The organism is Pseudomonas sp. JQ170C, assembly GCF_035581345.1.
Lineage (GTDB): Bacteria > Pseudomonadota > Gammaproteobacteria > Pseudomonadales > Pseudomonadaceae > Aquipseudomonas.
The window spans coordinates 2,949,105-2,973,525 of sequence record NZ_CP141608.1; the positions used below are offsets into that span (position 1 = coordinate 2,949,105).

General features: G+C 63.8%; 27 protein-coding genes. 8 read left to right on the forward strand and 19 right to left on the reverse strand.

Going from position 1 to position 24,421, the window contains the following annotated elements:
• The first annotated feature begins 18 nt into the window (after nt 1-18).
• Nucleotides 19-849, forward strand: a complete 831-nt coding sequence (locus tag U9R80_RS13605) for an undecaprenyl-diphosphate phosphatase (protein ID WP_301837792.1) — start codon at nt 19-21, stop codon at nt 847-849.
• Nucleotides 850-853: 4 nt separating this feature from the next.
• The gene (locus tag U9R80_RS13610; protein ID WP_301837791.1) at nt 854-1,300 is read left to right on the forward strand and encodes a DUF1294 domain-containing protein; all 447 of its coding nucleotides are present in this window, start codon (nt 854-856) and stop codon (nt 1,298-1,300) included.
• Here the strand turns inward: U9R80_RS13610 and U9R80_RS13615 are convergent.
• On the reverse strand, nt 1,293-1,652 hold the full coding sequence (locus tag U9R80_RS13615; protein WP_301837790.1) for an MmcQ/YjbR family DNA-binding protein: 360 nt from the start codon (nt 1,650-1,652) through the stop codon (nt 1,293-1,295). The two genes, U9R80_RS13610 and U9R80_RS13615, sit on opposite strands and share 8 nt — an antisense overlap.
• Nucleotides 1,645-2,553, reverse strand: coding sequence for a LysR substrate-binding domain-containing protein (locus U9R80_RS13620; RefSeq protein WP_301837789.1), 909 nt, complete (start codon nt 2,551-2,553; stop codon nt 1,645-1,647). The genes U9R80_RS13615 and U9R80_RS13620 overlap by 8 nt, the downstream gene beginning before the upstream one ends.
• 128 nt (nt 2,554-2,681) lie before the next feature.
• Between U9R80_RS13620 and U9R80_RS13625 the strand changes: the two genes are divergently transcribed.
• A complete protein-coding gene (locus U9R80_RS13625; RefSeq protein WP_301837788.1) occupies nt 2,682-3,293 on the forward strand; it encodes an FMN-dependent NADH-azoreductase in 612 nt (203 codons plus the stop codon).
• Nucleotides 3,294-3,431: 138 nt separating this feature from the next.
• Nucleotides 3,432-4,463 (forward strand): alpha/beta hydrolase family protein, encoded by a 1,032-nt coding sequence (locus tag U9R80_RS13630; RefSeq protein ID WP_301837787.1) that lies wholly within the window; start codon nt 3,432-3,434, stop codon nt 4,461-4,463.
• Here the strand turns inward: U9R80_RS13630 and U9R80_RS13635 are convergent.
• A complete protein-coding gene (locus U9R80_RS13635) occupies nt 4,457-5,647 on the reverse strand; it encodes an MFS transporter (RefSeq protein WP_301837785.1) in 1,191 nt (396 codons plus the stop codon). The genes U9R80_RS13630 and U9R80_RS13635 overlap by 7 nt on opposite strands.
• A gap of 144 nt (nt 5,648-5,791) precedes the next feature.
• Entirely contained in the window at nt 5,792-7,378 is a 1,587-nt protein-coding gene (locus U9R80_RS13640) for an ABC-F family ATPase (protein ID WP_301837783.1), read from the reverse strand.
• Between the two features lie 225 nt (nt 7,379-7,603).
• Here U9R80_RS13640 and U9R80_RS13645 point away from each other — a divergent pair, with 225 nt between their 5' ends.
• Nucleotides 7,604-7,936, forward strand: a complete 333-nt coding sequence (locus tag U9R80_RS13645; RefSeq protein ID WP_301837782.1) for a YceK/YidQ family lipoprotein — start codon at nt 7,604-7,606, stop codon at nt 7,934-7,936.
• Nucleotides 7,937-7,947: 11 nt separating this feature from the next.
• Here the strand turns inward: U9R80_RS13645 and U9R80_RS13650 are convergent, their stop codons facing one another.
• From U9R80_RS13650 to U9R80_RS13660, 3 genes are all read right to left on the reverse strand, one after another.
• Nucleotides 7,948-8,619 carry an SOS response-associated peptidase gene (locus U9R80_RS13650; RefSeq protein WP_301837780.1) on the reverse strand — a complete coding sequence of 224 codons (672 nt, stop codon included), beginning with the start codon at nt 8,617-8,619 and terminating at the stop codon, nt 7,948-7,950.
• A 53-nt stretch (nt 8,620-8,672) separates the two neighbouring features.
• Nucleotides 8,673-8,957: a hypothetical protein gene (locus U9R80_RS13655; protein WP_301837778.1), complete on the reverse strand. Its 285-nt coding sequence runs from the start codon at nt 8,955-8,957 to the stop codon at nt 8,673-8,675.
• Nucleotides 8,958-9,036: 79 nt separating this feature from the next.
• Nucleotides 9,037-9,555 (reverse strand): DUF3016 domain-containing protein, encoded by a 519-nt coding sequence (locus U9R80_RS13660; RefSeq protein WP_301837776.1) that lies wholly within the window; start codon nt 9,553-9,555, stop codon nt 9,037-9,039.
• Nucleotides 9,556-9,631: 76 nt separating this feature from the next.
• Between U9R80_RS13660 and U9R80_RS13665 the strand changes: the two genes are divergently transcribed.
• Complete coding sequence (locus tag U9R80_RS13665) at nt 9,632-10,327, forward strand: metallophosphoesterase (RefSeq protein ID WP_301837774.1); 696 nt, start codon at nt 9,632-9,634, stop codon at nt 10,325-10,327.
• Here the strand turns inward: U9R80_RS13665 and U9R80_RS13670 are convergent.
• The 3 genes from U9R80_RS13670 to U9R80_RS13680 all read right to left on the reverse strand — a co-directional run bounded on the left by U9R80_RS13670 (nt 10,296) and on the right by U9R80_RS13680 (nt 12,700).
• On the reverse strand, nt 10,296-10,922 hold the full coding sequence (locus U9R80_RS13670) for a LysE family translocator (protein ID WP_301837772.1): 627 nt from the start codon (nt 10,920-10,922) through the stop codon (nt 10,296-10,298). The genes U9R80_RS13665 and U9R80_RS13670 overlap by 32 nt on opposite strands.
• 82 nt (nt 10,923-11,004) lie before the next feature.
• The gene (locus tag U9R80_RS13675; RefSeq protein ID WP_301837771.1) at nt 11,005-11,823 is read right to left on the reverse strand and encodes an AraC family transcriptional regulator; all 819 of its coding nucleotides are present in this window, start codon (nt 11,821-11,823) and stop codon (nt 11,005-11,007) included.
• On the reverse strand, nt 11,816-12,700 hold the full coding sequence (locus U9R80_RS13680; RefSeq protein WP_301837770.1) for an alpha/beta hydrolase family protein: 885 nt from the start codon (nt 12,698-12,700) through the stop codon (nt 11,816-11,818). Before U9R80_RS13680 ends, U9R80_RS13675 begins: the two co-directional genes overlap by 8 nt.
• Before the next feature lie 166 nt (nt 12,701-12,866).
• On the opposite strand from U9R80_RS13680, the gene U9R80_RS13685 reads away from it, so the two are divergent.
• Both U9R80_RS13685 and U9R80_RS13690 read left to right on the forward strand, forming a co-directional pair.
• The gene (locus U9R80_RS13685; RefSeq protein ID WP_301837769.1) at nt 12,867-13,493 is read left to right on the forward strand and encodes a LysE family translocator; all 627 of its coding nucleotides are present in this window, start codon (nt 12,867-12,869) and stop codon (nt 13,491-13,493) included.
• A gap of 121 nt (nt 13,494-13,614) precedes the next feature.
• Nucleotides 13,615-13,875 carry a DUF1652 domain-containing protein gene (locus U9R80_RS13690; RefSeq protein WP_274115696.1) on the forward strand — a complete coding sequence of 87 codons (261 nt, stop codon included), beginning with the start codon at nt 13,615-13,617 and terminating at the stop codon, nt 13,873-13,875.
• On the opposite strand, the gene U9R80_RS13695 is transcribed toward U9R80_RS13690, so the two are convergent.
• The 9 genes from U9R80_RS13695 to U9R80_RS13735 all read right to left on the reverse strand — a co-directional run bounded on the left by U9R80_RS13695 (nt 13,872) and on the right by U9R80_RS13735 (nt 24,397).
• Nucleotides 13,872-14,147 (reverse strand): peptidylprolyl isomerase, encoded by a 276-nt coding sequence (locus tag U9R80_RS13695; RefSeq protein WP_007932676.1) that lies wholly within the window; start codon nt 14,145-14,147, stop codon nt 13,872-13,874. The two genes, U9R80_RS13690 and U9R80_RS13695, sit on opposite strands and share 4 nt — an antisense overlap.
• Nucleotides 14,148-14,181: 34 nt before the next feature.
• A complete protein-coding gene (locus U9R80_RS13700) occupies nt 14,182-16,143 on the reverse strand; it encodes an acetoacetate--CoA ligase (protein WP_301837747.1) in 1,962 nt (653 codons plus the stop codon).
• A gap of 25 nt (nt 16,144-16,168) precedes the next feature.
• Nucleotides 16,169-16,648 (reverse strand): serine protease inhibitor ecotin, encoded by a 480-nt coding sequence (eco, locus tag U9R80_RS13705; protein ID WP_301837746.1) that lies wholly within the window; start codon nt 16,646-16,648, stop codon nt 16,169-16,171.
• Nucleotides 16,649-16,703: 55 nt separating this feature from the next.
• Complete coding sequence (gene hbdH / locus U9R80_RS13710) at nt 16,704-17,474, reverse strand: 3-hydroxybutyrate dehydrogenase (RefSeq protein ID WP_301837745.1); 771 nt, start codon at nt 17,472-17,474, stop codon at nt 16,704-16,706.
• A 10-nt stretch (nt 17,475-17,484) separates the two neighbouring features.
• The gene (locus U9R80_RS13715) at nt 17,485-18,876 is read right to left on the reverse strand and encodes a GntP family permease (protein WP_301837744.1); all 1,392 of its coding nucleotides are present in this window, start codon (nt 18,874-18,876) and stop codon (nt 17,485-17,487) included.
• A gap of 210 nt (nt 18,877-19,086) precedes the next feature.
• On the reverse strand, nt 19,087-20,478 hold the full coding sequence (locus U9R80_RS13720) for a sigma-54 interaction domain-containing protein (RefSeq protein WP_301837742.1): 1,392 nt from the start codon (nt 20,476-20,478) through the stop codon (nt 19,087-19,089).
• A gap of 30 nt (nt 20,479-20,508) precedes the next feature.
• Complete coding sequence (locus tag U9R80_RS13725) at nt 20,509-21,531, reverse strand: ABC transporter permease (protein ID WP_301837740.1); 1,023 nt, start codon at nt 21,529-21,531, stop codon at nt 20,509-20,511.
• On the reverse strand, nt 21,531-22,589 hold the full coding sequence (locus tag U9R80_RS13730; protein WP_301837738.1) for a microcin C ABC transporter permease YejB: 1,059 nt from the start codon (nt 22,587-22,589) through the stop codon (nt 21,531-21,533). Before U9R80_RS13730 ends, U9R80_RS13725 begins: the two co-directional genes overlap by 1 nt.
• On the reverse strand, nt 22,586-24,397 hold the full coding sequence (locus U9R80_RS13735; RefSeq protein ID WP_442964974.1) for an extracellular solute-binding protein: 1,812 nt from the start codon (nt 24,395-24,397) through the stop codon (nt 22,586-22,588). The genes U9R80_RS13730 and U9R80_RS13735 overlap by 4 nt, the downstream gene beginning before the upstream one ends.
• Nucleotides 24,398-24,421: the final 24 nt, after the last annotated feature.

The window sequence follows — 24,421 nt, forward strand, 5'->3', positions numbered from 1 at the left end:
TCGCTTCGTGGGGGAATAATGGATCTTTGGACTGGCCTGCAGGCCGTCATACTGGGTATTGTCGAAGGCTTGACCGAATTCTTGCCGATTTCCAGCACCGGTCACCAGATCGTGGTTGCAGACCTGATCAACTTTGGTGGTGAGCGGGCAATGGCCTTCAACATCATCATTCAGCTGGGCGCGATTCTGGCCGTGGTGTGGGAGTTTCGCCGCAAGATCTTCGAGGTGGTGCTGGGGTTGCCCAAAGAGCGACAGGCCCAGCGCTTTACCGCCAACCTGCTCATCGCCTTCCTGCCGGCGGTGGTGCTGGGGGTGCTGTTCGCCGATGTGATTCACCATTACCTGTTCAACCCCATCACCGTGGCCCTGGCCCTGGTTGTCGGCGGGGTGATCATGCTCTGGGCCGAGCGTCGTGAGCACGTCATCACGGTCGAGCACGTCGATGACATGCGCTGGACCGATGCCCTCAAGATCGGCTTTGCCCAGTGCCTTGCCATGATTCCGGGCACGTCGCGTTCGGGTTCGACCATCATCGGCGGCCTGCTGTTCGGCCTGTCGCGCAAGGCGGCTACCGAGTTCTCGTTCTTCCTGGCCATGCCGACCATGGTGGGTGCCGCGGTTTACTCGGGCTATAAGTACCGCGACCTGTTCCAGCCCGGTGATTTCCCGGTGTTTGCCATCGGCTTCGTGGTGTCGTTCATCTTCGCCATGATCGCCGTGCGCGGGTTGCTCAAGTTCATTGCCAGCCACAGCTACGCGATGTTTGCCTGGTACCGCATTGTCTTCGGCCTGATTATCCTGGCGACCTGGCAGTTCGGTTGGGTCGATTGGGCAACGGCACAGGGTTGAATCCATGAGCCGTGGGCAAAACCCCGCACGCCGTGCCGAGCACGGCAATGGCAGCGTCCAGCACCTGCGGAGCAAGTTGCTGGTGTTCATCGGCCTGTGCCTGCTGCCGCTGGGCGGGGCGCTGCAGATGCTGCTGAACGGGCAGTCGTGGTTGCCGGCGGTGGCCTATCCGCTGGCAAGCCTGCTGAGCTTCGTCTTGTATTGGCGTGACAAGCAGCAGGCGCGCAACCAGGCCTGGCGTACTCCGGAGAAAGTCCTGCATGCCAGCGAGCTGTGTGGGGGCTGGCCGGGGGCCTTGCTGGCCCAGCAGCGGTTTCGGCATAAAACCCGCAAGTCGTCCTTTCAACTGACGTTCTGGGCCATCGTGGCCGTGCACCAGCTGTTCTGGATCGATCACCTGCTACTGGGTGGCCGCTGGCTGGGCAGCGCCCTGGAGCCGCTGCTCAGATAAGCAGTCCCGCCTGCAGGCGTTTGGGCAAGCGCCTGACGACCAATTGGTGGGACCGTTGCAGCAGCTCGCAGAGCTCGTCGCGGGCCATGGGGTAGGGCGGCGCCAGGCTGATCCAGTGCGCCCGCGCCAGGTACGGTGCCGGGCGCACGCCGGTGCGGTCGACATAGCCCAGGAACACCTCGGCTTCAACCTTGAACGACAAGCCGGCGCCCGCCAGGTCCAGCACGGCGAACATCTTGTTGCCGGCCACCGAGAACACCCGCACACCGCCCCATTTGTAGTCTTCCCGCGCACCGGGCAGGCTCAGGCAGAACTCCACCACCTGTGCTTCGCTCATTTTTCGTTCAGACATAACGCTCCCCACATTCGGCAAACGACGCCACCAGGTGATCGATCCACACCCGCACCGCTGGCAACAGGCCACGTCGATGCGGATAGACCGCCTGCAGATAGCCCCCGGGCAGCGACCAGTCTGGCAGCAGGCGCACCAGCTCGCCACGGGCCAGTTCAGCTTCACAGTGCATGATCGGCAGCGCGGTGAAGCCAAGGCCTGCCAGCGCTGCCTCCTTGCGAACCACGAAGTCGTCGATGGCCAGACGCGCCTCCATGGCCAACTCCTGCTTGCGGCCCTGGGCATCGATCAGGCGCAAATGCACCAGGCGGTCGGCGTCGGTAGCGCCCAGCACCGGCATCCCGGCCAGGTCACCCGGCGTCGTCGGCGCGTGGGCGGCGGCGAACGCCGGCGCTGCCACCAGGTACATCTGGGCCTGGCGCAAACGCCGGGTGACCAGGGCGGGATCTTCATCGCCCAGGTCGCGTACGCGCAAGGCCACATCGACCCCTTCGGTAATCAGGTCGACCCGGCGGTTGAGCAGGATCATGTCCAGTTGCACCTGGGGGTACAGCTCGAGAAACCGACTGATGACCTGCGGCAGCAAGGTGTGGGCCAGGCCCACCGGGCATGACACCCGCAAGCGGCCCCGTGGCTCACTGGTCATGCTCGCCACGGCTTCATCGGCCATCTCGGCCTCCAGCAGCATGGCCTGACAGTGGCGCAGGTAGCGTTCGCCCACCGCGGTCAGCTTCAGTTGCCGGGTGGTGCGCTGCAACAGGCGCGTGCCCAGGCGCTCTTCAAGCTCGGCGATACGCCGGGACAGACGCGACTTGGGGATGCCGAGCAGGCGCCCGGCCGCGGCAAATCCGCCGGCTTCAACTACCCGGGCGAAGTAGAAAAGGTCGTTGAGGTCCTGCATGGCCCCCTCCATTGTCCTGTCAGTAGGACAAACTAACGCATTTTTGCCGACTTATCAGCTATTCGGCGCCCAGGTAGGATTGTCTCCATCGTGATCGCCCCGATGCGGTCTTCATTCAGGAGAGTCCCATGAAACTGTTGCATATCGATTCGAGCATCCTGGGCGACAATTCCGCCTCCCGTCAGCTGAGCCGTAGCGTGGTCGAGGCCTGGAAAGCCGCCGATCCTTCCCTGGAAGTGGTCTACCGTGACCTGGCAGCCGACGCCATCAGCCACTTCTCCGCCGCTACCCTGGTTGCAGCCGGCACCCCGCAAGCGCTGCGTGACGCCGCCCAGCAGCACGAAGCCCAGCTCAGTGCCGAAACGCTGCAGGAGTTCCTGGACGCCGATGCCGTGGTGATCGGTGCACCGATGTACAACTTCACCGTTCCCACCCAGCTCAAGGCCTGGATCGACCGCGTTGCCGTGGCCGGCAAGACCTTCCGCTACACCGAAGCCGGCCCGCAAGGCCTGTGCGGTGACAAGAAGGTGATCCTGGTGTCCACCGCCGGTGGCCTGCATGCTGGCCAGCCGACCGGTGTCGGTCATGAGGAATTCCTCAAGGTATTCCTGGGCTTTATCGGCGTCACCGACCTTGAAATCGTCCGTGCCCACGGGTTGGCCTACGGCGACGAGCCTCGCGCCAATGCCATGAGCGCCGCCCAGCAGCAGATCAGCAGCGAGCTGTTCGCCGCCGCCTGATCCGCGCCCGCGCTTGACCCCGACCGACAGCAGGCCTGGCTTGCTGTCGGTTTTTTCATTGAGCTTTCATCTGCGCAGGGTTACCCGGCGATATGCTCAAAACCTGGGCAGCTCGTCAGGCGGGTAGGGTGAACGGCAATGCGCAGGTGGGTCGGGTTCTGGCTAGTGTTTGTACTGTTGATCACTCCAGCTGTGCAGGCCGAACCCGGACAGCACTGGAGTGTGGGCCTGCATCGCCTGGTGTTCGCCGATCCACTGGATGCCAGGCCGGTACAGGCGCTGGCGTTCTACCCCTCCAGCGGCCCCGAGCGCAGCAGCCGGATCGATGGCTACCGGGTCGAGGCATTTGAAGGCGCGCCCATGGTGATGGGGCGCTATCCCTTGTTGATGCTGTCCCACGGCAACACCGGCTCGCCATTGGCCCTGCACGACCTGGCCACGGCCCTGGCACGCCGGGGGTTCGTGGTGGTGGCGGTCACCCATCCGGGCGACAACGCCCATGACCACAGCCGCCTGGGCACCTTGAGCAATCTCTATGGCCGGCCGCTGCAGATCAGCGCGGCGATCACCGCCAGCCTCGCCGACCCCTGGCTTGCGCCGTACGTCAGGGGTGACAGGGTGGGCATGATCGGTTACTCCGCGGGGGGCGAAACGGCCCTGATCCTGTCAGGGGCACAGCCTGATCTCGAGCGTCTGCAGCGCTATTGCCAGGAACACCCTCGCGACGCCGATGCCTGCAAGACCAACGGGATTCTGATTGCCGATCGCGCCGACCTTGCCGCCAAAGCCGATCCGCGCGTACACGCCTTGCTGCTGATGGCACCGCTGAGCTTGATGTTCGGTCGCCAGGCGCTGGCACAGGTGAAGGTGCCGGCGCTGATCTACAGCGGTGACAGCGACCAACTGCTGTCCATCGAGAAGAACGCCCAGGCGTTGGCCCGCAAGCTGCCGGTCACGCCCAACTACCGGCTGCTGGCCGGCGCCGGGCACTTTGTGTTCATGGCACCGTGCGATGAGGAACAGCGCCAGCACATGGCGGCGCTGTGCAATGACCCGGACGGCGTCGACCGTGAAGACATCCACCTTTCACTGCAGGCCGAGGCTGCGCACTTTTTTGCCCGCGCCCTGGGCCGGCCACAGCGCGTCGGGCTGAATACCGCCGATCAGTAAGCCTGAGCGCGCCGTGACAAGATCAGGGCCAGGCCGACACCGGCCAACGACAGCAGAGCGGCAATGCAGAAGATCCAGGCATAGCCCAGGTGCACGGCAATCGCACCCATCAAGGGGCCGGAGATCGCCAGCGCCAGGTCGAAAAACACGGCATAGGCACCCAGCCCGGCGCCGCGGCTGGAGACCGGTACCTGCTTGATGGCTTCGACCCCCAATGCCGGGTACACCAGCGACAGGCCAAAACCGGCCAGTCCGGCGCCCACCAGTGCCAGTGCCGGGCTGGGGGCCAGCCACAGCAGCGCCAGGCCCAGGGCCTCGGTGCTCATGCAGGCCATGGCGACCGGATAACCGCCAAAACGATTGACCGCGTTGACGAACATCAGCCGCGAAACAATGAAGCACAGGCCAAATGCACTCAGGCACCAGGCGGCACCGCTCCAGCCTTGCTCCAGGTAGAACAGGGTGACGAAGGTGGTCAGGGTGCCGTAACCGATCGACGCCAGGGTCAAGCCCACCCCGCAGGGAGCGACCCGGCCAAACGCGGCCCAGAACGGCAGGCGTTCACCACGTACCACCGGCATCGAGGGCTTGTTGCGGATCACCAGCAGGGCCAGCGCGGCGAGTAGGGTCAACACCAGGCCCAGGGTGGCGAAGTTGACCTTGTCGGCCAGCATTACCCCCAGCGGTGCACCGATGGCAATTGCGCCATAGGAGGCGACGCCGTTCCAGGAAATCACCCGGGCCGTATGCTCGGCCCCTACCGCGCCGATGCCCCAACTCAAGGTAGCGACACCGATCAGGCCCTGGGCCAGGCCCAGCAGGACTCGACCACCGAGCAGCACCAGCAGGCTCACTAGCGGCCATTCGAGGGTGAGCGCCGATACCGCAGTCAGGACGCCACTGGCGGCAATCCCGAGCAACCCATAGATAATGGCCCGCTTGGTGCCCTGGCCATCGGCGACGCGGCCGGCCATGGGGCGGCTGAGCAAGGTGGCGAGGTATTGCAGGCCGATGGTCAGGCCGGCGATGACCGCACTGAAACCCAGTTGGTCATGGACATAGCCCGGTAGCACCGCAATCGGTAGGCCGATGCAGAGGAAGGCAATAAAGGTATAGAAGACGATCGAGAGGATCTGCAGGGTGATTGCGAGGGTACTGGCGGGGGCGGGTTGGTGCGCAGACATGGGCTCGTTCGCTGGCGGGCGGTGGGAGAGGGCCCATGATCGCTGGCGGCGAGGATAAAAGGAAGCAGGCTAACTAATTTTAAACAGATCGCGGGGCAAGCCCGCTCCTACACGGTGTAGGAGCGGGCTTGCCCCGCGAGCGATTTAGACCACTACACCCTGACTGCGCAGGTAGTCATCGTAAGTGCCGCTGAAGTCCACCACGCCGGTGGCGCTCAGCTCGATGATGCGGGTCGCCAGGGACGATACGAACTCACGGTCGTGGCTGACGAAAACCAGCGTGCCCGGGTAGTTCTCCAGCGCCAGGTTGAGCGCTTCGATGGATTCCATGTCCAGGTGGTTGGTCGGTTCGTCCATGATCAGCACGTTCGGCTTTTGCAGGATCAGCTTGCCGAACAGCATGCGACCTTGCTCACCACCGGAAATCACCTTGACCGACTTGAGGATCTCATCGTTGGAGAACAGCATGCGCCCCAAGGTGCCGCGGATCACTTGCTCGCCCTGGGTCCATTGGCCCATCCAGTCGAACAGGCTGACGTCGTCCTCGAAGTCGTGGGCGTGGTCCTGGGCGTAGTAGCCCAGTTCTGCGCTTTCGGTCCACTTCACCTCACCGGCATCCGGGGTCAGCTCACCGACCAGGGTACGCAGCAGGGTGGTCTTGCCGATACCGTTCGGGCCAATGATCGCCACGCGCTCGCCAGCTTCAACGGTGAAGCTGAAGTTCTGGAACAGGGTCTTGCCTTCAAAGCCTTTGGACAGCTTCTCGATGGTCACTGCCTGGCGGTGCAGCTTTTTGGTCTGCTCGAAGCGGATGAACGGGCTGACGCGGCTCGATGGCTTGACCTCGGCCAGCTGGATCTTGTCGATCTGCTTGGCGCGCGAGGTGGCCTGCTTGGCTTTGGAGGCGTTGGCCGAGAAGCGGCTGACGAAGGTCTGCAGCTCGGCGATCTGGGCTTTCTTCTTGGCGTTGTCCGACAGCAGTTGCTCGCGCGACTGGGTGGCGGCGGTCATGTACTCGTCATAGTTGCCCGGGAACAGGCGCAGCTCGCCGTAGTCCAGGTCAGCCATGTGGGTACAGACGCTGTTGAGGAAGTGACGGTCGTGGGAAATGATGATCATGGTGCTGTTACGCGCCGTGAGAATACTTTCCAGCCAGCGGATGGTGTTGATGTCCAGGTGGTTGGTTGGCTCGTCGAGCAGCAGCACTTCAGGGTCGGAGAACAGCGCCTGGGCCAGCAGCACGCGCAGTTTCCAGCCCGGTGCGACTTCGGTCATCGGGCCGAAATGCTGTTCCAGCGGAATACCCAGGCCCAGCAGCAGTTCGCCGGCGCGGGATTCGGCGGTGTAGCCGTCCATCTCGGCGAACTCGGTTTCAAGTTCGGCCACGGCCATGCCGTCTTCTTCGGTCATTTCCGGCAGCGAGTAGATACGGTCGCGCTCGGCCTTGACCCGCCACAGTTCCTCGTGGCCCATGATCACGGTGTCGATCACGGTGAATTCTTCGTAGGCGAACTGGTCCTGGCGCAGTTTACCCAGGCGTACGTTCGGCTCGAGCATGACCTGGCCGCTGGACGGCTCCAGGTCGCCGCCGAGGATTTTCATGAAGGTCGACTTGCCGCAGCCGTTGGCGCCGATCAGGCCGTAGCGGTTGCCGTTGTTGAACTTGACCGAGACGTTCTCGAACAACGGCTTGGCGCCGAACTGCATGGTGATGTTAGCGGTGGAGATCAAGGGAGGTTCCTGCGGGGTTTCCAGAGGTGTGACGCGTGTCGTACTGCCGACGTTCACGGATGCCGGCGCGTAGGGCGTGGGCGTAAAGCCGCCGATTGTAACACTTGGCGCCTTGTTCTACATCCCGGCTTTGTCCGGTTGCTGGATTGGCATGCCGATCCCGGTTCGGGGACAATGACCTGGCAATCTCAGTCAATCACCGCAATAGTCGCAAGGACGTGCGTAATGAAATACTTGGCCATTCTATTGGGTCCCCTGGTCCTGACCGGCTGTGGAACGATCAACACCGTGTTCAGGGCAGACGAAGTGGCAAGTCACCAGCTTGCCCAGTGGCAATCGCAGTGCGACACCGTTCCACGCGTCTACAGCGGCGCAATGCTGGATTTTTGCGCGCTGCATGCCGAACCCGGGCATTACAGCAGTGGCTACGGCCAGCCGTCGGCGGGGTTGATGCTGGTTGACATGCTGCTTTCAGGGGTAGCCGACACCTTGGTGTTGCCCTACACCCTTTATCTGCAGCACAGGGACGGCAGTATCCCCAAGGGCCGGATCGAGTAACGCGTAGTGCTTCACGGCGCCGGCTGTAGGAGTGAGGCGCCCTGGTTTCGTACGTTTCCCACGGCAAGGCCTACGCGATACCACTCAAACACTTCAGGCGGCTCGCCCAGGTTGAGTGCCATCTGTTCGGCCTGCTCCCTGGGCAAGGCGGGGTCCAGCCACTGCCGGGCCAGCTCGGGGGGCAGCACCACCGGCCGTCGGTCATGCACATCGACCATGCCGCCGACGCTGTCGGCGGTGATGATGACGAAGCCATCCTGCTCGCTCGCTTCGCCACCGAACTGGCCGATGCCTGCGCACAGGGCCGGGCGCCCGTCCCGGCGCCTGATCAGGTAGGGCTGCTTTTTTGGCCCGCCTTCATCGACCCATTCAAACCAGTTGTCGATCGGCACAATCGCCCGGTGTGGCCAGATGGCTCTGAAGAACGCGCCGTGGGCGACTTTTTCGACGCGGGCATTGATGGGCGGGGCGCGATCTGTGGCCCAGTGCGGCTGCCATCCCCAGCGCACCCGATCGGCATGCAGGGCTCCTTCTGCGAGGTGCAACAGGGCTACCCGGGTGGATGGGGCGACGTTGTAGCACTCAAGGGGCTGGTCGCCGACGTGGTTGACCAGCGGATTGGGCATGCTCAGGGCGTCGACGAAGTCGTGGATGCCGTGGTACTGGCTGAGTCTTCCGCACATGGCAGGTACCCTGTTGCGCCCATCGCACTGCGTAGGTTAGTGCGCATCCGCCACTAAACAAACGCCTGACCATGAAAGCCGCGAGGCAAACGCTGCAAGCCAGGCAGGGCGGTCAGGCGTTCGGTCCAGGCGGTGCGCCAGTCATTGGCCGCAGGGTGGGCGCGGGCCTTGCGTGCGGCGCGGCGGGCGGCGTTGCGTTGCTCGCGCCGGGCGTCCTTGTAGGCGTCGGTGTTGCGACAACTGCGGCATTTGACCCGGTTGAGTTCGGTGGTGGAGACCAGTTTGTTTCCGTGGTGTCCGCAGGCCAGGTGGCCGGCAACCTTGAAGTGAGTGACCATTAGGGTTCCTCCTTGCGCTGTTCAAACGGAACAGGCTTGTCTGCTTGGACCTCGCGCAAACGCCGGCAGTTCGACAGGTTCAGGATGAAGTGTGGCGCTGCGGCGCAAATTGCTTGCGAAACCATTCATCGAGCATGGCCTTTTCGGCGTACAGGCGATCGCTCTGGGTACGGCGGCCAGGGCGTTGCAGATAGGTCTTGTCGCTCACGCGGGCATCCGCCTGGCTCAGGGTCTTGCCCTGTTGCGTCAGCACGTAGTGCAGGTCGATGGTCGGCCAGGTGATTTCACGCATGAAGCGGATTTCATAGGCCTGAGGGTGCCAGGGCTCATAGCGGCCAGCCAGGTCGATGTCACGGATATCGATGCGCAGGGTCTGGCCAGGTGGCAGGTAGCGCTTGCCCAGTTGCTCCAGGTATTTGCGCAGTTCTGTCATGACGTATTCATCGGCGCCGCGCTCGTAGCCGTGGCTGTCCAGGCTTGCATCGCGAAACTGTTCGGGCTTGTCGTAAATGACCTCGACATTGGACCCCGAGGGGGGCTGCGCCAGGCTGCTCGATGCCAGCAGGCTCAGCGCGACAAAGGTCAGGGCAGGGCGCATGATTCACCTCCAGGTGCAGTGGTCTGCACAGCGTCTATTGTACGCCTGCAAGGGTGGGAAATCAGGAGCGGGGCACGTGAGTCGGATCGAGCGGTTTGCCGCCAATCAGCAGGGCCGGGACTTTGCCGTGGGCGATATTCATGGTCATTTTGCGCGTCTGCAGGCGCAGCTGGACGTGATCGCGTTCAATCCCCGCGTCGATCGCTTGTTCAGCGTGGGTGATCTGGTTGACCGCGGCCCTGAATGTACCCAGGCGCTGCACTGGCTGGAGCAACCCTGGTTCCATGCCGTGCAGGGCAACCACGAGGCATTGGCGGTGACGCATGTCAGTGGCGGCTGGCTCGACTACGACCAGTACCGTGCCGCGGGGGGTGGCTGGTTCCTCGACTTGCCGGCCAGTGAACAGGCGCGCTTTGCCAAGCGTTTTGCGCAAATGCCCCTGGCGCTCGAAATCCAGACACCCGACGGCGTGGTGGGCCTGCTGCATGCCGATTGTCCGTGCGCCAGTTGGCCCGAGTTGTGTGAGCAGTTGCAGGCTGGCCCTGGCAAAGACGTTCAGGAGTATTGCCAGTGGTCGCGCCGTCGACTGCAGAGGGATGACGACACCCCGGTTGCCGGACTGCGCGCGCTGATCGTAGGCCATACGCCGCTGCACAGGGTTCGGGTGCTGGGCAACATCTGGCATATCGACACCGGTGGCTGGTCCCGTGGCCACTTCAGCCTGCTTGAGCTCGGCACCCTCACGCTGGCCAATCCCATGCCAGGTGGATGATCACCCCCAGGGCCAGCAGCACCAGCACCGCTCCCGATATCCGTTCGAGCCACGGCAGCGCTCGGGCGAAGCGGCGGCGAACGCTCAGGTTGCCGATCGCCAAGGCCACGAGCACATCCCAGCCCAGCACCACGGCGAACATCCACACGCCATAGAACAGCTTCCAGCCAAGGCTGGCACCGCCGACCATGCTCGCCAGGCTCACATAGAACAGCGCGTTCTTCGGATTGAGGATCCCGGACATGAAGCCCATGCCCAGCCCCTGCCACCAGGAGGCGTGCACCACGGTCGTAGTGTCGGCGGCCGACAGCGAATGCCCATTGGCATGGCGCATGAACAGCCAACCGATGTACAGCAAGTAAGCGCAGCCGGCCAGTTGAACGGCGGTGAATACCGGGCTGTGCGGCTGCAGTGCCGACAGCCCGGCAAAGGCCGCAAGGATAAACGCCCCGTTGGCCAAGGCGATGCCCAGGCAGGCACCGGTCGCCACGCGCCAGCCTGCGCTCATCGAACTGCGCGCCACCAGGAAAAAATCCGGCCCGGGCGACAGCAGGGCGAGAAAATGCGCGGCGGCAACCATCAGGAACTGCTCCATGGGACTCGATCTTGATCAGCGGTAGGGCTGGCGATTGTCCGGGCAGGCGGCTGTGGCTGTATTGAACAAAATTGCACGGCGGTCAGCCGCGGTAGCGACCCGGCGTGATACCCGTATGGGCCTTGAACACACGCTGAAAGTGGCTCTGGTCGGCGAAGCCCAGGCGGTAGGCGATATCGGCAACCGGCGCGCCCTCACGCAGCCAGCCGCGGGCCAGGTTCACCCGCTGATTCAATTGGTAGGCATGGGGGGTAAAGCCGGTGGTGGCGCGAAAGGCACGAATCAGCTGGTAGCGGCCCATGCCGGCCCGCTCGGCCAGCTCAGCGAGCGACAGGGTGTGGTGGGCCTCCTCTTGCAGGTATTGCACCACGGTCTTGAGCGCGCCGTCCGGCAGGGAGGGCAGCACCGAGTGCATTAACGGCGGATGGGTATCGGCATCGAAGTCACCCAGGAACTCGATCAGCGCGGCTTCTTTTTCCACCGCCGACGCGCATGAGAACAACACCTGGTTGAGCCGGCACAGGCGTTGGTAGGTTTGCCGGTCGCGGCTGATGCGTACCGGCTCTGTGTCGTCGGTCGACTGGCCAGATTCCCGGCGCAGGGCCTGCAGCCAGGCAGCGTCCAGGTGCAGCATCTGGTAGCTCCAGGCCGTGCCGGGTTCCGGGTTGCAGGCGTGCATGCGCCGGGCAGGTACAAAAACCAGCGAGCCGGGCTCCAATCGGGCCTGCCCCTGGCCTGCACCGGTAAACAGGCTGCGGCCCTGGTCCACCGCGCCGATGGAAAAGGTCGGGTGGCTGTGGGGCTTGTAGCAGGCACGGCTATGACACGCCTGGCGGCTTTCCACGAACGGCAGTGCCGGGTCGCGCCAGAAGCCGCTGTGAACTTCAGCGGCCCTAGACATGCTGTGTTGCGCTCGATACCGGGCGTTGTGCGTGTAACCAGGTCAGTAATTCCGGCCAGTACGGCGCACCGCTGACTTCGCGAAAAAAGCCGAAATGCCCGACAGGCGCGGGCAAATCGGCTTTGTGGCGCAGCTCGAACTGTATGGCGGGGTAGCTGCTGTACAGCTTTTGCGCCGCGGCGGCGGGCACGTAGTGGTCATCGGCGAACTGCAACGACAGCACCTTGAGCGAGAGGGCGCGGTAGGCCCCTTCGGCCTCCAGCCCGGCCGCAGGCGACAGCAAGTAGTCTGGCTGGTTGACCCACGTCGCCCAATCGCGCATCAGGCTGCTGGGCAGGTTCTGCGATCCAAGGCCCACGGCGCGGGCGGGGAAGGTGGGTGACAGGCGTGTGAGCACAGGGATGAGCAGCTTGAACAAGGTCCAGTACTTCACGCGCTGAGGCATGGGCCAGCGCCGCCAGTGGGCGAACGAGGCACCAACGAAGACGGCACCCTGCAAGGCCTGGGAGCGTTCGGCGAGGCCGAGCAACTGGGCGCCGATGCTGTGCCCGATCAGGTAGACCGGTTGTCCGTCGGCCAGCGCCAGGGCGGTGCCAACCATGCTGTCGAGGTCCTGGCGGCCCCAGTCTTCCAGGCGCAGCAATCTAGGATCGACCGCCCCGGGCGTTGTGCCGGTGCCCCGGTAGTTGAACGTCAGCACCCGATAGCCCTGGTCGGTGAGAAACCCTGCGAACCGGCTGTAGAAGCGCATCGGCACCCCCAGGGCGCCGGCGATCACGATGACCGGCGCCTGTGCAGGTTCGTTGTCGGGGGCGTGCAGCGAAGCGTTCAAGCGGGTGCCGTCCGGGCACAGTACCGTCTGTTGCGTCATGCTCATGGGCTGTCTCTGCTGGCGAGGTGCTGGGTGACCATGCAAGTGGATTGCACGCTGGAAGTCAATCGCTGCCCGCGGAGTATGGGCGCACAGTTTTCAATCGCAACTGTACCTTGACGCTGGTCGTGTCCTGGCCGGAACCTTGTGGCCTTGCCACCGGAGAACCACCATGGAGCTGTCCACACTCGCCTTGTTCGTGCCCGCCTGCTTCGCCTTGAACATGGCCCCAGGCCCGAACAACCTCCTGTCCTTGAACAATGCCAGCCGCTACGGCTTGCGAACTGCCTGTGTGGCAGGTGTGGGGCGGTTGCTGGCGTTCGCCGGGATGATCGTGCTGGCGGCCATGGGCCTGGCGGTGGTGCTGCACACCAGCGAGTACCTTTTCCTGACCATCAAGGTGCTGGGTGCTGCCTACCTGTTCTACATCGCCTGGCAACTGTGGCGCGCGCCCGTGGCCACCGGCGCCGTGGTCGTCGAACGGAGCAGGGGCACCTTGCGCCTGGCCCGCCAGGAATTCTGGGTGGCTGCGGGCAACCCCAAGGCCATTCTGATCTTCACCGCGTTCCTGCCACAGTTCATCCAGGTCGGCAGTCCGGTGCCGGTGGCCGAGCAGTTTGCCTGGCTGGGCGGGATGTTCCTGCTGCTGGAGTGGCTGGCCATCGCCCTTTACGGCTGGCTAGGGGCGTACCTGCAGCGCTGGTTCAACCAGCCTGGCCCGCGCCGGCTGTTCAACCGGGTCAGCGCCACGTTGCTCGGCCTGGCCGGTGCGGGCCTGTTAGCGGCACGCCGTGCATGAGGCGCTGAGGTAAAGGGCTTATAGAGAAAGGATCTGAGCCTGACGACGGAAATGCCCTAGGCTTGTGGCTGGAATCGGGCACATGGAAACGTTGCCCGCCACTTGCCAAGGAGACATACCGATGCTTTCTACCCTGGAGTTACGCAACATCATTGAAAGCAGCTTTCTGCCGGTGCGCTGCCAATGCACCCAGGCTGCAGACCGTTCGCTGACGGTGCGGGTTTTCGACCGCAGTTGTGAACGCGTCGATCTGCTGGTGACCGGCATCAGCGCTGACCAGTTGACCAGCAGCCGGGCCATTTCCAATCTGATCGTCGGTCTTCGCAACGATCTTGCCGACCAGCACAGGCTGCGGGCCGGCCGGCGCAGCGACAGCCTCTAGTCGCGGTAGAACACCTGCACCAGGTGATAGCCGAACTTGCTCTTGATCGGGCCGTGAACGGTGCGCAGCGGTTTTTTGAAGATGACCTGGTCGATTGCCCCGACCATTTGCCCTGGGCGTACTTCGCCCAGGTCACCGCCGCGTTTGCCGGACGGGCAGGTGGAGTACTTCTTGGCCAGCACATCGAACGCCTCGCCCTTGGCGATGCGCTGCTTGAGTTGTTCGGCTTCTTCAGCGGTCTTGACCAGAATGTGCCGGGCCTGTGCTTTCATTTCTAAATGCCTTTGCGATGCGGAAAACGCGCCATTATGCCTGATCGCGCAATTCCGGGCGGTCACGAAATTGCTCGAGCGCTTCGGGGTTGGCCAGGGCATCGGTGTTCTTCACCGGCTCCCCATGCACCACGTTGCGAATCGCCAGCTCGACGATCTTGCCGCTGATGGTACGGGGAATATCGCTGACGGCGGCGATCACCGCCGGTACATGCCGGGGGGTGGTGTTGCTGCGGATTTCCTGGCGAATCCGTGCCTGCAGCGCTTCATCCAGTACGACGCCTGCTTGAAGCCGCACGAACAGCACCACGCGCACATCGTTCTGCCAGCGCTGGCCGATGGCAACGCTCTCGAGCACCTCGCCGATTTTCTCCACCTGCCGGTAGATCTCTGCGGTGCCGATGCGCACCCCGCCAGGGTTGAGTACCGCGTCCGAGCGGCCGTGGATGAGCATGCCGCCTTCGGGCGTTTGTTCGGCGTAGTCACCCTGGGCCCACACGCCGGGGAACTGAGTGAAATAGGCAGCGCGAAAACGCTCGCCTTGGGGATCGTTCCAGAATCCCAGGGGCATGGCTGGAAAGTGCCGGGTGCAAACCAGCTCGCCTTTTTTCCCGATCAGGACATGGCCGTCATCGTCCCAGACTTCAACCGCCATCCCCAGGCTCTTGCACTGGATCTCGCCACGGCGCACCGGCAGCACCGGGTTGCCGATCACAAAGCACGAGCAGATATCGGTGCCGCCAGACATTGACGCCAGGCACAGGTCTTTCTTGAACTCGCGGTAGACGTAGTCGTAGCTCTGCGGCGAAAGCGGTGACCCGGTCGACAGCAATAGCTTGAGCGAACCCAAGCGGTGACTCAGGCGCGGCTGCACCTGGGCATGCTCCAGCGCGGCCAGGTACTTGGCGCTGGTGCCGAAGGCGGTGATCCGCTCGCTGTCGATCAGGTCGAGCAAGCGCTGCGGGGCAGGATGAAAGGGTGAGCCGTCATACAGCACAAGGGCGCTGCCCACGGCCAGGCCGCTGACCAGCCAGTTCCACATCATCCAGCCGCAGGTGGTGTAGTAGAACAGCACATCGTCCGGGCCCAGGTCGTTGTGCAGGCCGTGTTCCTTGAGGTGCTGCAGCAGTACGCCACCGGCACTGTGAACGATGCACTTGGGTACGCCGGTGGTGCCGCTGGAATAGAGGATGTACAGCGGGTGATCGAACGGCAGCGGGGTGAACTGCGGCTCGCCGCCGGCTTGGTAGAAGTCGTCCCACAGGCTGATGCGGGCATTGCTGTGAAATTCGTCGCTGCGGGTGTGCGGCCGGGTGTAGGGCACCACCAGCAGTTGCTCGAGGCTCGGCAGCTGGGCCAGTACCTCGTTGATCTTGTCGACCTGGTCGATGCTCTTGCCGGCGTAGTGGTAGCCCGCACACACCATCAGCAGCTTGGGCTCGATCTGGCCGAAGCGGTCGATGATGCCGTGGGTTCCGAACTCGGGCGATGAACAGGACCAGATGGCACCCAGGCTTGTGCAGGCCAGCATGGCCACCAGGGTTTGCCAGGTGTTGGGCATGCACGCGGCAACCCGGTCGCCGACGCCGATGCCGCAGGCCTTGAAGCTGCGCTGCAAGCCGGCGACCTGCGCGGCGAGCTCGGCGTGGCTGATGACCCGGCGTTCACCTTCTTCGCGCACAACGATCAGCGCCGGCCGCGCATCGCGCCGGCGCAGCAGGTGTTCGGCAAAGTTGAGGGTGGCGCCGCTGAACCAGCGGGCGTCGGGCATCTGTGGACCTTCACTGAGGACGGCGGTGGCCGGCTGATGCCAACGCACCGCAAAGGTGTCGGCCAGGGTCTGCCAGAACGCGGCACGCTGGTCGATGCTCCAGCGGTGCAGCTCGTCATAGTCGCCAAGCGTGAGGTTGAACCTGCGGTTGACCTCACGACGAAAGGCATCCATGCGGGTTGCCCGGATGCGGGCCTTGCTCGGCTGCCAGAGCACGTCGTTCATGCCGCGTCCCCTTGGTTGGACCCCTTTATTCCACTGTAGCGTTCTTCACTTCATTCGAGGCCGACCAGATGCGGTAGCGCACCTGGACGCCTTCGGGCACGTAGACCACTACCGGCAGCTTGCTGTTGTAGCGCAGCAGGAAACCGTCGCCGACCACGGGCACAAAGGCTTCTTTCTTGGTGTTGTCCGGGCAGGCCATCAGGGTCGAGGCCGGGCCCATGACTTTTTCCAGGCGGTAGTAACTGTAGCCCCAGCCTTGCAGGGTTTTCTCTTCAAGGCTGCCGCCCAGGTGCTGGCGGTTGCAGTCGACCTGCAGCTGTTTGCCGGCCATGACTTCGAGCTTGAATGCCGATTCATCGGCCTGTTGCGGCAGGTGGATCACCTGGCGGGTAAAGCCTTTTTCGGCCTCGGGGTAGGGCGCTACATCCTTGAGGCTGGCGGCCTGTACCGAAGTACCGACAGCCAGGGTCAGGGTGAACAGCGCAGTGAGGGTGATAGGGCGCATAAGGCCTCCTTGCAGATAAAAAAGCACGAGCCGCAGCCAGATCCCGGGCCGCCCGTCACTGGGCCAGCCAACCGCCATCAATGTTCCAGGCAGCACCACGAACCTGACTGCCAGCTTCGCTACAGAGGAACAATACCAGTTCACCCAGGTGTTCGGGAGTGACGAAGGCCAGGGAAGGCTGCTTCTCGGCCAACAGATCATGCTGGGCCTGTTGTGCCGGCACGCCACTGGCAATGCGGTCATCGATCTGTTTTTGCACCAGCGGCGTCAGCACCCAGCCCGGGCAGATGGCATTGCAGGTGACGTTGCTGGTGGCGGTTTCCAGGCCCACCACTTTGGTCAGCCCCACCACCCCGTGCTTGGCGGCGACGTAGGCAGCCTTGCCCACGGAGCCGACCTGGCCGTGCACCGAGGCGATGTTGATGATCCGTCCCCAGTTGCGCTGGCGCATGCCCGGCAGCACCCATTGGGTACCGTGGAACACCGCAGACAGATTGACAGCAATGATCGAGTTCCAGCGCTCCACCGGGAACTCCTCCACCGGCGACACAAACTGGATGCCGGCGTTGTTGACCAGGATGTCGACACTGCCGAACTCGCGCTCGGCATAGGCGAACAGGTCCTGGATCTGCTTCACATCGCTGAGGTCCGCCGGGTGATGGCCCACGCGGGTGCCGTGGCGGGCCACCTCGGCGATGGCTGCACTGGCATCGCCAAAGCCGTTGAGCACAAGGTTGGCCCCGGCCCGGGCCAGGACATGGGCAATCCCCAGGCCGATGCCGCTGGTGGAACCGGTGACCACTGCTGTCTTGCCGTTCAGATTCATGGGTTGCTCCTTAGACGATGCCGGTCGCGTAGTACGTGGCGATAACCACGAACACGGCCAGGGTCTTGATCAGGGTAATACCAAAAATGTCCTTGTACGCTTCGCGGTGGGTCAGGCCCGTAACCGCCAGCAGGGTGATCACCGCGCCGTTGTGCGGCAGGGTGTCCATGCCGCCACTGGCCATGGCGGCCACCCGGTGTAGCACCTCAAGGGGAATATTGGCGGCGTTGGCCGCCGCAATGAAGGTGTCGGACATCGCGGCCAGGGCGATGCTCATGCCGCCAGATGCCGAGCCTGTGATACCGGCCAGCAAGGTAACGGTGATCGCTTCGTTGACCAGCGGATTGGGAATCGACTTGAGCGCGTCGGCCAGCACCAGGAAGCCTGGCAACGAGGCGATCACGGCGCCGAAGCCGTATTCGGATGCGGTGTTCATCGCCGCCAGCAATGCGCCGCTGACCGCACTTTTGCTGCCTTCGGCCAGGCGACTCTTGATCGCGCCGAAGCCCGCCACCAGCACCAGCAGGATACCCAGCAACAAGGCTGCCTCAACGGCCCAGATGGCCGTGAGCTTGGCGATCTCGGTTTGCACCGGGGCGCTCATGCCCGGCAGGCTCAGGGTATGGGTCTTGCCGTACCAGGCAGGAATCCAGTGGGTAAACAGCAGGTTCATAACCCCCACGAGCAGCAACGGCGACAGCGCAAGCCAGGGGTTGGGCAGCTTGAGGTCGGCCGCGGTTTCCGGCTCGTTGCGCAGCGCTGTGCCATAGCCTTCGCCGGCGCGCTGGGCCTTGTTGCGCTGGCGTTGCAGGTACAGCATGCCGGTGCAGAACACGAACACCGTGCCGATCAACCCCAGCCACGGCGCGGCCCAGGCGGTGGTGTTGAAGAAGGTGCTGGGGATGATGTTCTGGATCTGCGGGGTGCCGGGCAAGGCGTCCATGGTGAAGGAGAATGCGCCCAGGGCGATGGTCGCCGGGATCAGGCGCTTGGGGATGTTGCTCTGGCGGAACATCTCGGCGGCGAACGGGTACACCGCAAAGACCACCACGAACAGCGACACCCCGCCATAGGTCAGCAAGGCGCACACCAGCACGATCACCAGCATGGCCTGGCGGGTACCCAGCACGCGGATGGCCGCGGCAACGATGGACCGGGAAAAGCCCGACAGCTCGATCAGCTTGCCGAACACGGCGCCGAGCAGGAACACCGGAAAGTACAGCTTGATGAAGCCGACCATCTTCTCCATGAACACGCCGGTAAAGGCCGGGGCGACCGCGGAAGGGTCGGTGAGCAATACCGCGCCGAGGGCGGCGATGGGGGCGAAGAGGATAACGCTATAACCACGGTAAGCAGCCAGCATCAGCAGCGCCAGGGCTGCCAGGGCGATGATCACACTCATCGAGTGTCTCCTTGGGTGCATCTTGTTTTTGTTGGTGGCTGGAGATAGCGGGAATCGTGCCAAGTACCTATGTTGTTGAAATATATGAGAATTTTCGTTCTGCTGAAGAGCTTTGTCTCTGTATTGAGAATCGCGGGGCAAGCCCGCTCCCACAGACGGTAGGAGCGGGCTTGCTCCGCGATCAGTCTCGAATAAGAAACCCAAGTCTCTCTATTGAGACGAAGCCCCGAGCGCAACCAACTTCTTGTACAAGGTCGAACGCCCCAACCCCAGTATCTGCGCGGCCTGCGGCACATTCCCGGCACAGCGCGCGAGGGTGTCCAGCAACAGCTTGCGCTCGAACTCGGCACACGCCTGTTTATAGCTCAACTGCGGCGCCTGCACGGCCAGGGGCGCCAGATTGCCCAGCGCGGCCTGAACATCCTGGGCATGCAGCCGTGGCTGATCCGCCAGCAAGGTCGCGCGCTCCAGCACGTTACGCAGTTCACGGATATTCCCCGGCCAGGCATGCCGGGCCAGCAAGGCCTGGGCGTCAGGGTCCAGCTCATGCTGACTGCCCAGTTCTTCAAGAATCGCCTCGCTCAGGGCCGGCAAGTCATCCAGGCGCTCGCGCAGCGGCGGCACCTGAATCGGCAGTACATTGAGCCGGTAGTACAGGTCGGCACGAAACTCGCCCCGGGCCATGGCTGCCGAGAGGTCGGTGGAGGTGGCGGCAATGATGCGCACGTCGCTGTGCATCATCTGGTTGGAACCCACGGGCTCGTACTCCTTTTCCTGGAGTACCCGCAGCAGCTTGCTTTGCAACGGCAGCGGCATGTCGCCGATCTCGTCCAGGAACAGGGTGCCGCCTTCGGCCAGTTGCAACTTGCCGGGGCGGCCCTTGCGGTCGGCACCGGTGTAGGCGCCGGGGGCGGTGCCGAAGAACTCGGCTTCGAGCAGGGTCTCGGGGATCGCCGCACTGTTGATGCTGACAAAGGCCTTGTGCGCCCGTGACGAGGCCGCATGGATGGCATGGGCCAGCAGTTCCTTGCCGGTGCCGGTCTCACCCAGCAGCAACACGGCCGAATCGCTGCTCGCGCCACGCCGGGCGCGACGCTTGACCTCAAGGCTGGCAGCGCTGGTGCCAATGAACTGGGCAAAGCTGTACTTGGCCTGGCGGGCCCGCAGCAACGAGCGGGTCGAGGCCAGCTCCTGCTGCATGCTGGCGTAGCGCTTGAGCAGGGGCGAGAGGCTGCGCAGTTCGTCGAACAGGGCAAAGCCGATGGCGCCGACCAGCTCACCGTTGCCGTCATGCACCGGCAAGCGCATGACCACCAACGGCTCCTTTGGGGTATCGAGCATGTCGAGGAGGATCGGGCGGCCGTTACTCAAGACCTCGCGCATCAGGCTGCCGGGAATCACGCTTTCGCACGGCTGGCCGATGACGCTGGCGGCGTTCTCCAGGCCAAAGCGCCGGGCATAGCGCTCGTTCATCCAGACGATGCGGGCATCGCGGTCGACAATGAGGGTGCCTTCACTGGACTGCTCGATGATTTCAAACAGTGATCGGATCGCCTGCAGGCGCACCTGCTGGTAATCCTTGAGGCTGTCACTGGCAGGCATGGGCCGCTCCCTGGAGGTCAAAGGCTGGGATTATGCCCGTGGATCGAAGGCTTCGCGCAAGGCATCGCCGATGAACACCAGCAGGGACAGGATCAGCGCCAGCGAGAAAAACGCGGTGAAGCCCAACCAGGGTGCCTGCAGGTTCTGCTTGCCCTGGTTCACCAGTTCGCCCAGCGAGGCGCTGCCGGCGGGCATGCCGAAGCCGAGAAAGTCCAGGGCGGTGAGGGTGGTGATGGCGCCGGTGAGAATGAACGGCAGGAAGGTCAGCGTGGCGTTCATGGCGTTGGGCAGAATGTGCCGCAGGATCACCCAGCGATCCTGCAGGCCCAGGGCGCGGGCGGCCATCACGTATTCCAGGTTGCGCCCGCGCAGGAACTCGGCACGCACGACGTCCACCAGGGCCAGCCAGGAAAACAGCGCCATGATGCCCAGCAACCACCAGAAATTCGGCTCCACAAAGCCACTGAGGATGATCAGCAAGTAGAGCACCGGCAACCCCGACCACACCTCCAGCAAGCGCTGCCCGATCAAGTCGACCCAGCCGCCGTGATAACCCTGCAAGGCACCGGCGGCAATGCCGATCACCGTGCTGATCACCGTCAGGGCCAGGGCGAACAGGATCGACACCCGCGTGCCATACAGCACCCGGGCCAGCACATCGCGCGCCTGGTCGTCGGTACCCAGCCAGTTCACCGCGGTCGGCGGGCTCGGGGTGGGTTGTTGCAGGTCGTAGTTGGGGGTGTCGGCACTGAAGGGAACGGGCGCGAACAGCATCCAGCCGCCCTGATCCTTGATCAGTTGCTGCACGTACTGGCTGCGGTAGTCGGGCTGGAACAGCAGCTGGCCGCCGAATTCCTGTTCGGTGTAGCGTTTGAAGGCCGGGAAATACAGCTGGTTCTGGTAGCTCAACACCAGCGGCTTGTCGTTGGCCACCAGCTCTGCGCCCAGGCTCAGCACCAGCAAAATGCCGAACAGCCACAATGAGTACCAGCCCCGGCGGTTGCGCCGGAAAGCCTGCAGGCGTCTGCGCGAAACCGGCGAAAGGCTGAACATCAATGGGCCCTCGTGGCAAAGTCGATACGCGGATCGACCAGGGTGTAGCACAGGTCACCGACCAGGCGGATCAACAGGCCGAACAGGGTGAAGATGAACAGCGAGCCGAACACCACCGGATAGTCCCGCGACACCGCCGCCTCATAGCTCATGCGCCCCAGGCCATCGAGGGAGAAGATCACCTCGATCAGCAGCGAACCGGCAAAGAACACCGTGATCAATGCCTGGGGAATGCCGGCCACCACCAGCAGGATGGCGTTGCGAAACACATGGCCGTACAGCACCCGCCGCTCGCTCAGGCCCTTGGCCCGGGCGGTGATGACGTACTGGCGGGTGATCTCGTTGAGGAAGGCGTTCTTGGTCAGCAGGGTCAGGGTCGCGAAACCGCCGATCACCAGGGCCCCGACCGGCAGCACCAGGTGCCAGAAGTAATCGGCCACCTTGCCCAGCAGGCTGAGCTGATCAAAGTCCTCCGACACCAGGCCGCGCACCGGGAACCAGTTCAGCGAAGTGCCGCCGGCGAACAGCACGATCAAGAGCAAGGCGAACAGGAACGATGGCAAGGCATAGCCAATCACGATCAGACTGCTGCTCCAGGCATCGAATGCGGTGCCGTGCCGCACGGCCTTGCGAATCCCCAGGGGAATGGACACCAGGTAGGTGATCAATGTGGCCCAGAAGCCCAGCGACAAGGTTACCGGCATCTTCTCCAGAATCAGGTCGGTGACCTTGGCGCCACGAAAGAAGCTGTTGCCGAAGTCCAGCCGTGCGTATTGGCCCAGCATCAGCCACAAGCGTTCCGGTGCCGACTTGTCGAAGCCGTACTGGCGCTTGATGTCTTCGATCAGTTTCGGGTCCAGGCCACGGCTGGCCCGGGAGCTGGCATGCAGGGTTTCGACGCTGGCCCCCGGCGCGCCGCCGCCGATGCCCTGCAAACGGGCAATGGCCTGCTCCACCGGGCCACCAGGCGCAGCCTGGACGATGACGAAATTGACCAGCAGGATGATCAGCAGGGTCGGAATGATCAATAACAGCCGGCGCAGGATGTAGACAGTCATGGCTGCTCCTTGAGGCGCTCGGCCATCTGCGCGTTGGTCAGCGCCGTGGGGCTGACTTCCCACCAGCTGTCCAGGCCTTCGTCGTTGCTGGCCTGTACCTTGGGCAGGCCGAAGCGGTTCCACCACACGGTGGAGGAGCCGGGTGGATAGTAGTTGGGGATCCAGTAGTAGTTCCATTGCAGCACCCGGTCCAGGGCGTGGGCATGGCGCAGCATGTCGGCCTGGGTGCTGGCCTTGACCAGCCCGTCGATCAGCCGGTCCACCGCCGGGTCTTGCAAGGCCATGTAGTTATTGGCACCAGGATCGTTGGCCGAGGTCGAGCCAAAGAAGTTGTACAGCTCGATGCCGGGTGAGGTGGTGACCGGGTAGCCGGTCACGATCATGTCGTAGTCCCGGGCCATGAGCCGGTTGACGTACTGCGAAGGGTCGATCCGGCGAATGTCGAGGGTGATGCCAATTTGCGCCAGGTTGCGCTTCCAGGGCAGCAGCAAGCGCTCGAAGCCGGTTTGGGCGTTGAGAAAGGTGAACTGCAGGGGCTCGCCCTGGTCGTTTACCAGTTGATCGCCTTCAGGCTTCCAGCCAGCCGCCTTGAGCAAGGCCAGGGCTTGCAGCTGCTTGTCGCGAATCAGCCCCGAGCCGTCGGTGCGCGGCGCCTCGAACACCTGGGTAAACACCTCGTCGGGCACCTGCCCGCGCAAGGGTTCGAGCAGCGCCAGCTCGCCGGCATCGGGCAGGGCCCGGGCAGCCAGGACGCTGTTGGAGAAAAAGCTCTGCTGGCGGATGTACAGGTTGCGCATCATCTGCCGGTTGCTCCACTCGAAATCCCACAGCATGGCCAGCGCCTGGCGCACGCGGCGGTCCTTGAACACCGGTCGTTGCAGGTTGAAGACAAAGCCCTGGGCAGTCTGCGGTGCCTGCTTGGCCAGGTGGGCGCGTTGCAAGCGGCCGTCTTCCAGCGCCGGGCTGTTGTAGCCGATGGAGTAGCCGGTGGCGGAGAACTCGCGGTTGTAGTCGAAACCACCGCCGCGCAGCACCTGGCGCGCCACTTCGGTATCGCCGAAGTACTCGATGCGCAGGCGGTCGAAGTTATAGCGGCCGCGATTGACCGGCAGGTCCCGGGCCCACCAGGTCGGGTCGCGTTCAAAGGTGATGCTGCGGCCATTGTCGATTGGCCCGATACGGTAGGGGCCGCTGCCCACGGGCGCTTCAAAACCACCGCCGCTGGCAAAGTCGCGGTCCTTCCACCAATGCTCGGGCAGCACCGGCAGGGTGGCCAGGTCCAGCGGCAGGGTGCGGTTCAGGTTGCTCTTGAAGTGAAAGCGGATCTGCCGTGGCCCCTCTATCTCGACCCGCTCGACATCGGCGAACTGGGTGCGGAACTTGAGGTTGCCTTTTTGCATCAGCGTGTCGTAGGTGAAGCGCACATCCTCGGCGCGCACCGGCTGGCCATCGGCAAAGCGCGCACGGGGGTCGAGGTAAAAGCGCAGCCACAGGCCCGCGGGGTCACGCTCAAGCTGGCGTGCGATCAGACCGTAAACAGTGTACGGCTCATCTTGCGAGCGCACGGCCAGGGGCGCGTACAACCAGCCATCGACCTCGGCAACGCCGGTGCCTTTGTCGATATAGGGCAACACATGGTCGAACTGGCCGATCTCGATGGCCGAGCGGCGCAGGCTGCCGCCTTTGGGGGCGTCGGGGTTGGCGTAGTCGAAATGCTTGAAGTTGGCGGGGTAGCGGGGTGCTTCGCCATAGACGGTGAGGGCGTGACCGGGGGCTGCCAGGGCGGCATCGGTCCAGGCCAGGATCAGGACGAAGACTACAGCGAGAGAGGA

Bases quoted from the DNA above. Each gene is read 5' to 3' on its own strand.
- U9R80_RS13605 (WP_301837792.1), top strand. From the start codon at position 19: ATGGATCTTTGGACTGGCCTGCAGGCCGTCATACTGGGTATTGTCGAA.
- U9R80_RS13610 (WP_301837791.1), top strand. From the start codon at position 854: ATGAGCCGTGGGCAAAACCCCGCACGCCGTGCCGAGCACGGCAATGGC.
- U9R80_RS13615 (WP_301837790.1), bottom strand. From the start codon at position 1,652: ATGTCTGAACGAAAAATGAGCGAAGCACAGGTGGTGGAGTTCTGCCTG.
- U9R80_RS13620 (WP_301837789.1), bottom strand. From the start codon at position 2,553: ATGCAGGACCTCAACGACCTTTTCTACTTCGCCCGGGTAGTTGAAGCC.
- U9R80_RS13625 (WP_301837788.1), top strand. From the start codon at position 2,682: ATGAAACTGTTGCATATCGATTCGAGCATCCTGGGCGACAATTCCGCC.
- U9R80_RS13630 (WP_301837787.1), top strand. From the start codon at position 3,432: ATGCGCAGGTGGGTCGGGTTCTGGCTAGTGTTTGTACTGTTGATCACT.
- U9R80_RS13635 (WP_301837785.1), bottom strand. From the start codon at position 5,647: ATGTCTGCGCACCAACCCGCCCCCGCCAGTACCCTCGCAATCACCCTG.
- U9R80_RS13645 (WP_301837782.1), top strand. From the start codon at position 7,604: ATGAAATACTTGGCCATTCTATTGGGTCCCCTGGTCCTGACCGGCTGT.
- U9R80_RS13650 (WP_301837780.1), bottom strand. From the start codon at position 8,619: ATGTGCGGAAGACTCAGCCAGTACCACGGCATCCACGACTTCGTCGAC.
- U9R80_RS13655 (WP_301837778.1), bottom strand. From the start codon at position 8,957: ATGGTCACTCACTTCAAGGTTGCCGGCCACCTGGCCTGCGGACACCAC.
- U9R80_RS13660 (WP_301837776.1), bottom strand. From the start codon at position 9,555: ATGCGCCCTGCCCTGACCTTTGTCGCGCTGAGCCTGCTGGCATCGAGC.
- U9R80_RS13670 (WP_301837772.1), bottom strand. From the start codon at position 10,922: ATGGAGCAGTTCCTGATGGTTGCCGCCGCGCATTTTCTCGCCCTGCTG.
- U9R80_RS13675 (WP_301837771.1), bottom strand. From the start codon at position 11,823: ATGTCTAGGGCCGCTGAAGTTCACAGCGGCTTCTGGCGCGACCCGGCA.
- U9R80_RS13680 (WP_301837770.1), bottom strand. From the start codon at position 12,700: ATGAGCATGACGCAACAGACGGTACTGTGCCCGGACGGCACCCGCTTG.
- U9R80_RS13685 (WP_301837769.1), top strand. From the start codon at position 12,867: ATGGAGCTGTCCACACTCGCCTTGTTCGTGCCCGCCTGCTTCGCCTTG.
- U9R80_RS13690 (WP_274115696.1), top strand. From the start codon at position 13,615: ATGCTTTCTACCCTGGAGTTACGCAACATCATTGAAAGCAGCTTTCTG.
- U9R80_RS13695 (WP_007932676.1), bottom strand. From the start codon at position 14,147: ATGAAAGCACAGGCCCGGCACATTCTGGTCAAGACCGCTGAAGAAGCC.
- U9R80_RS13700 (WP_301837747.1), bottom strand. From the start codon at position 16,143: ATGAACGACGTGCTCTGGCAGCCGAGCAAGGCCCGCATCCGGGCAACC.
- eco (WP_301837746.1), bottom strand. From the start codon at position 16,648: ATGCGCCCTATCACCCTCACTGCGCTGTTCACCCTGACCCTGGCTGTC.
- hbdH (WP_301837745.1), bottom strand. From the start codon at position 17,474: ATGAATCTGAACGGCAAGACAGCAGTGGTCACCGGTTCCACCAGCGGC.
- U9R80_RS13715 (WP_301837744.1), bottom strand. From the start codon at position 18,876: ATGAGTGTGATCATCGCCCTGGCAGCCCTGGCGCTGCTGATGCTGGCT.
- U9R80_RS13720 (WP_301837742.1), bottom strand. From the start codon at position 20,478: ATGCCTGCCAGTGACAGCCTCAAGGATTACCAGCAGGTGCGCCTGCAG.
- U9R80_RS13725 (WP_301837740.1), bottom strand. From the start codon at position 21,531: ATGTTCAGCCTTTCGCCGGTTTCGCGCAGACGCCTGCAGGCTTTCCGG.
- U9R80_RS13730 (WP_301837738.1), bottom strand. From the start codon at position 22,589: ATGACTGTCTACATCCTGCGCCGGCTGTTATTGATCATTCCGACCCTG.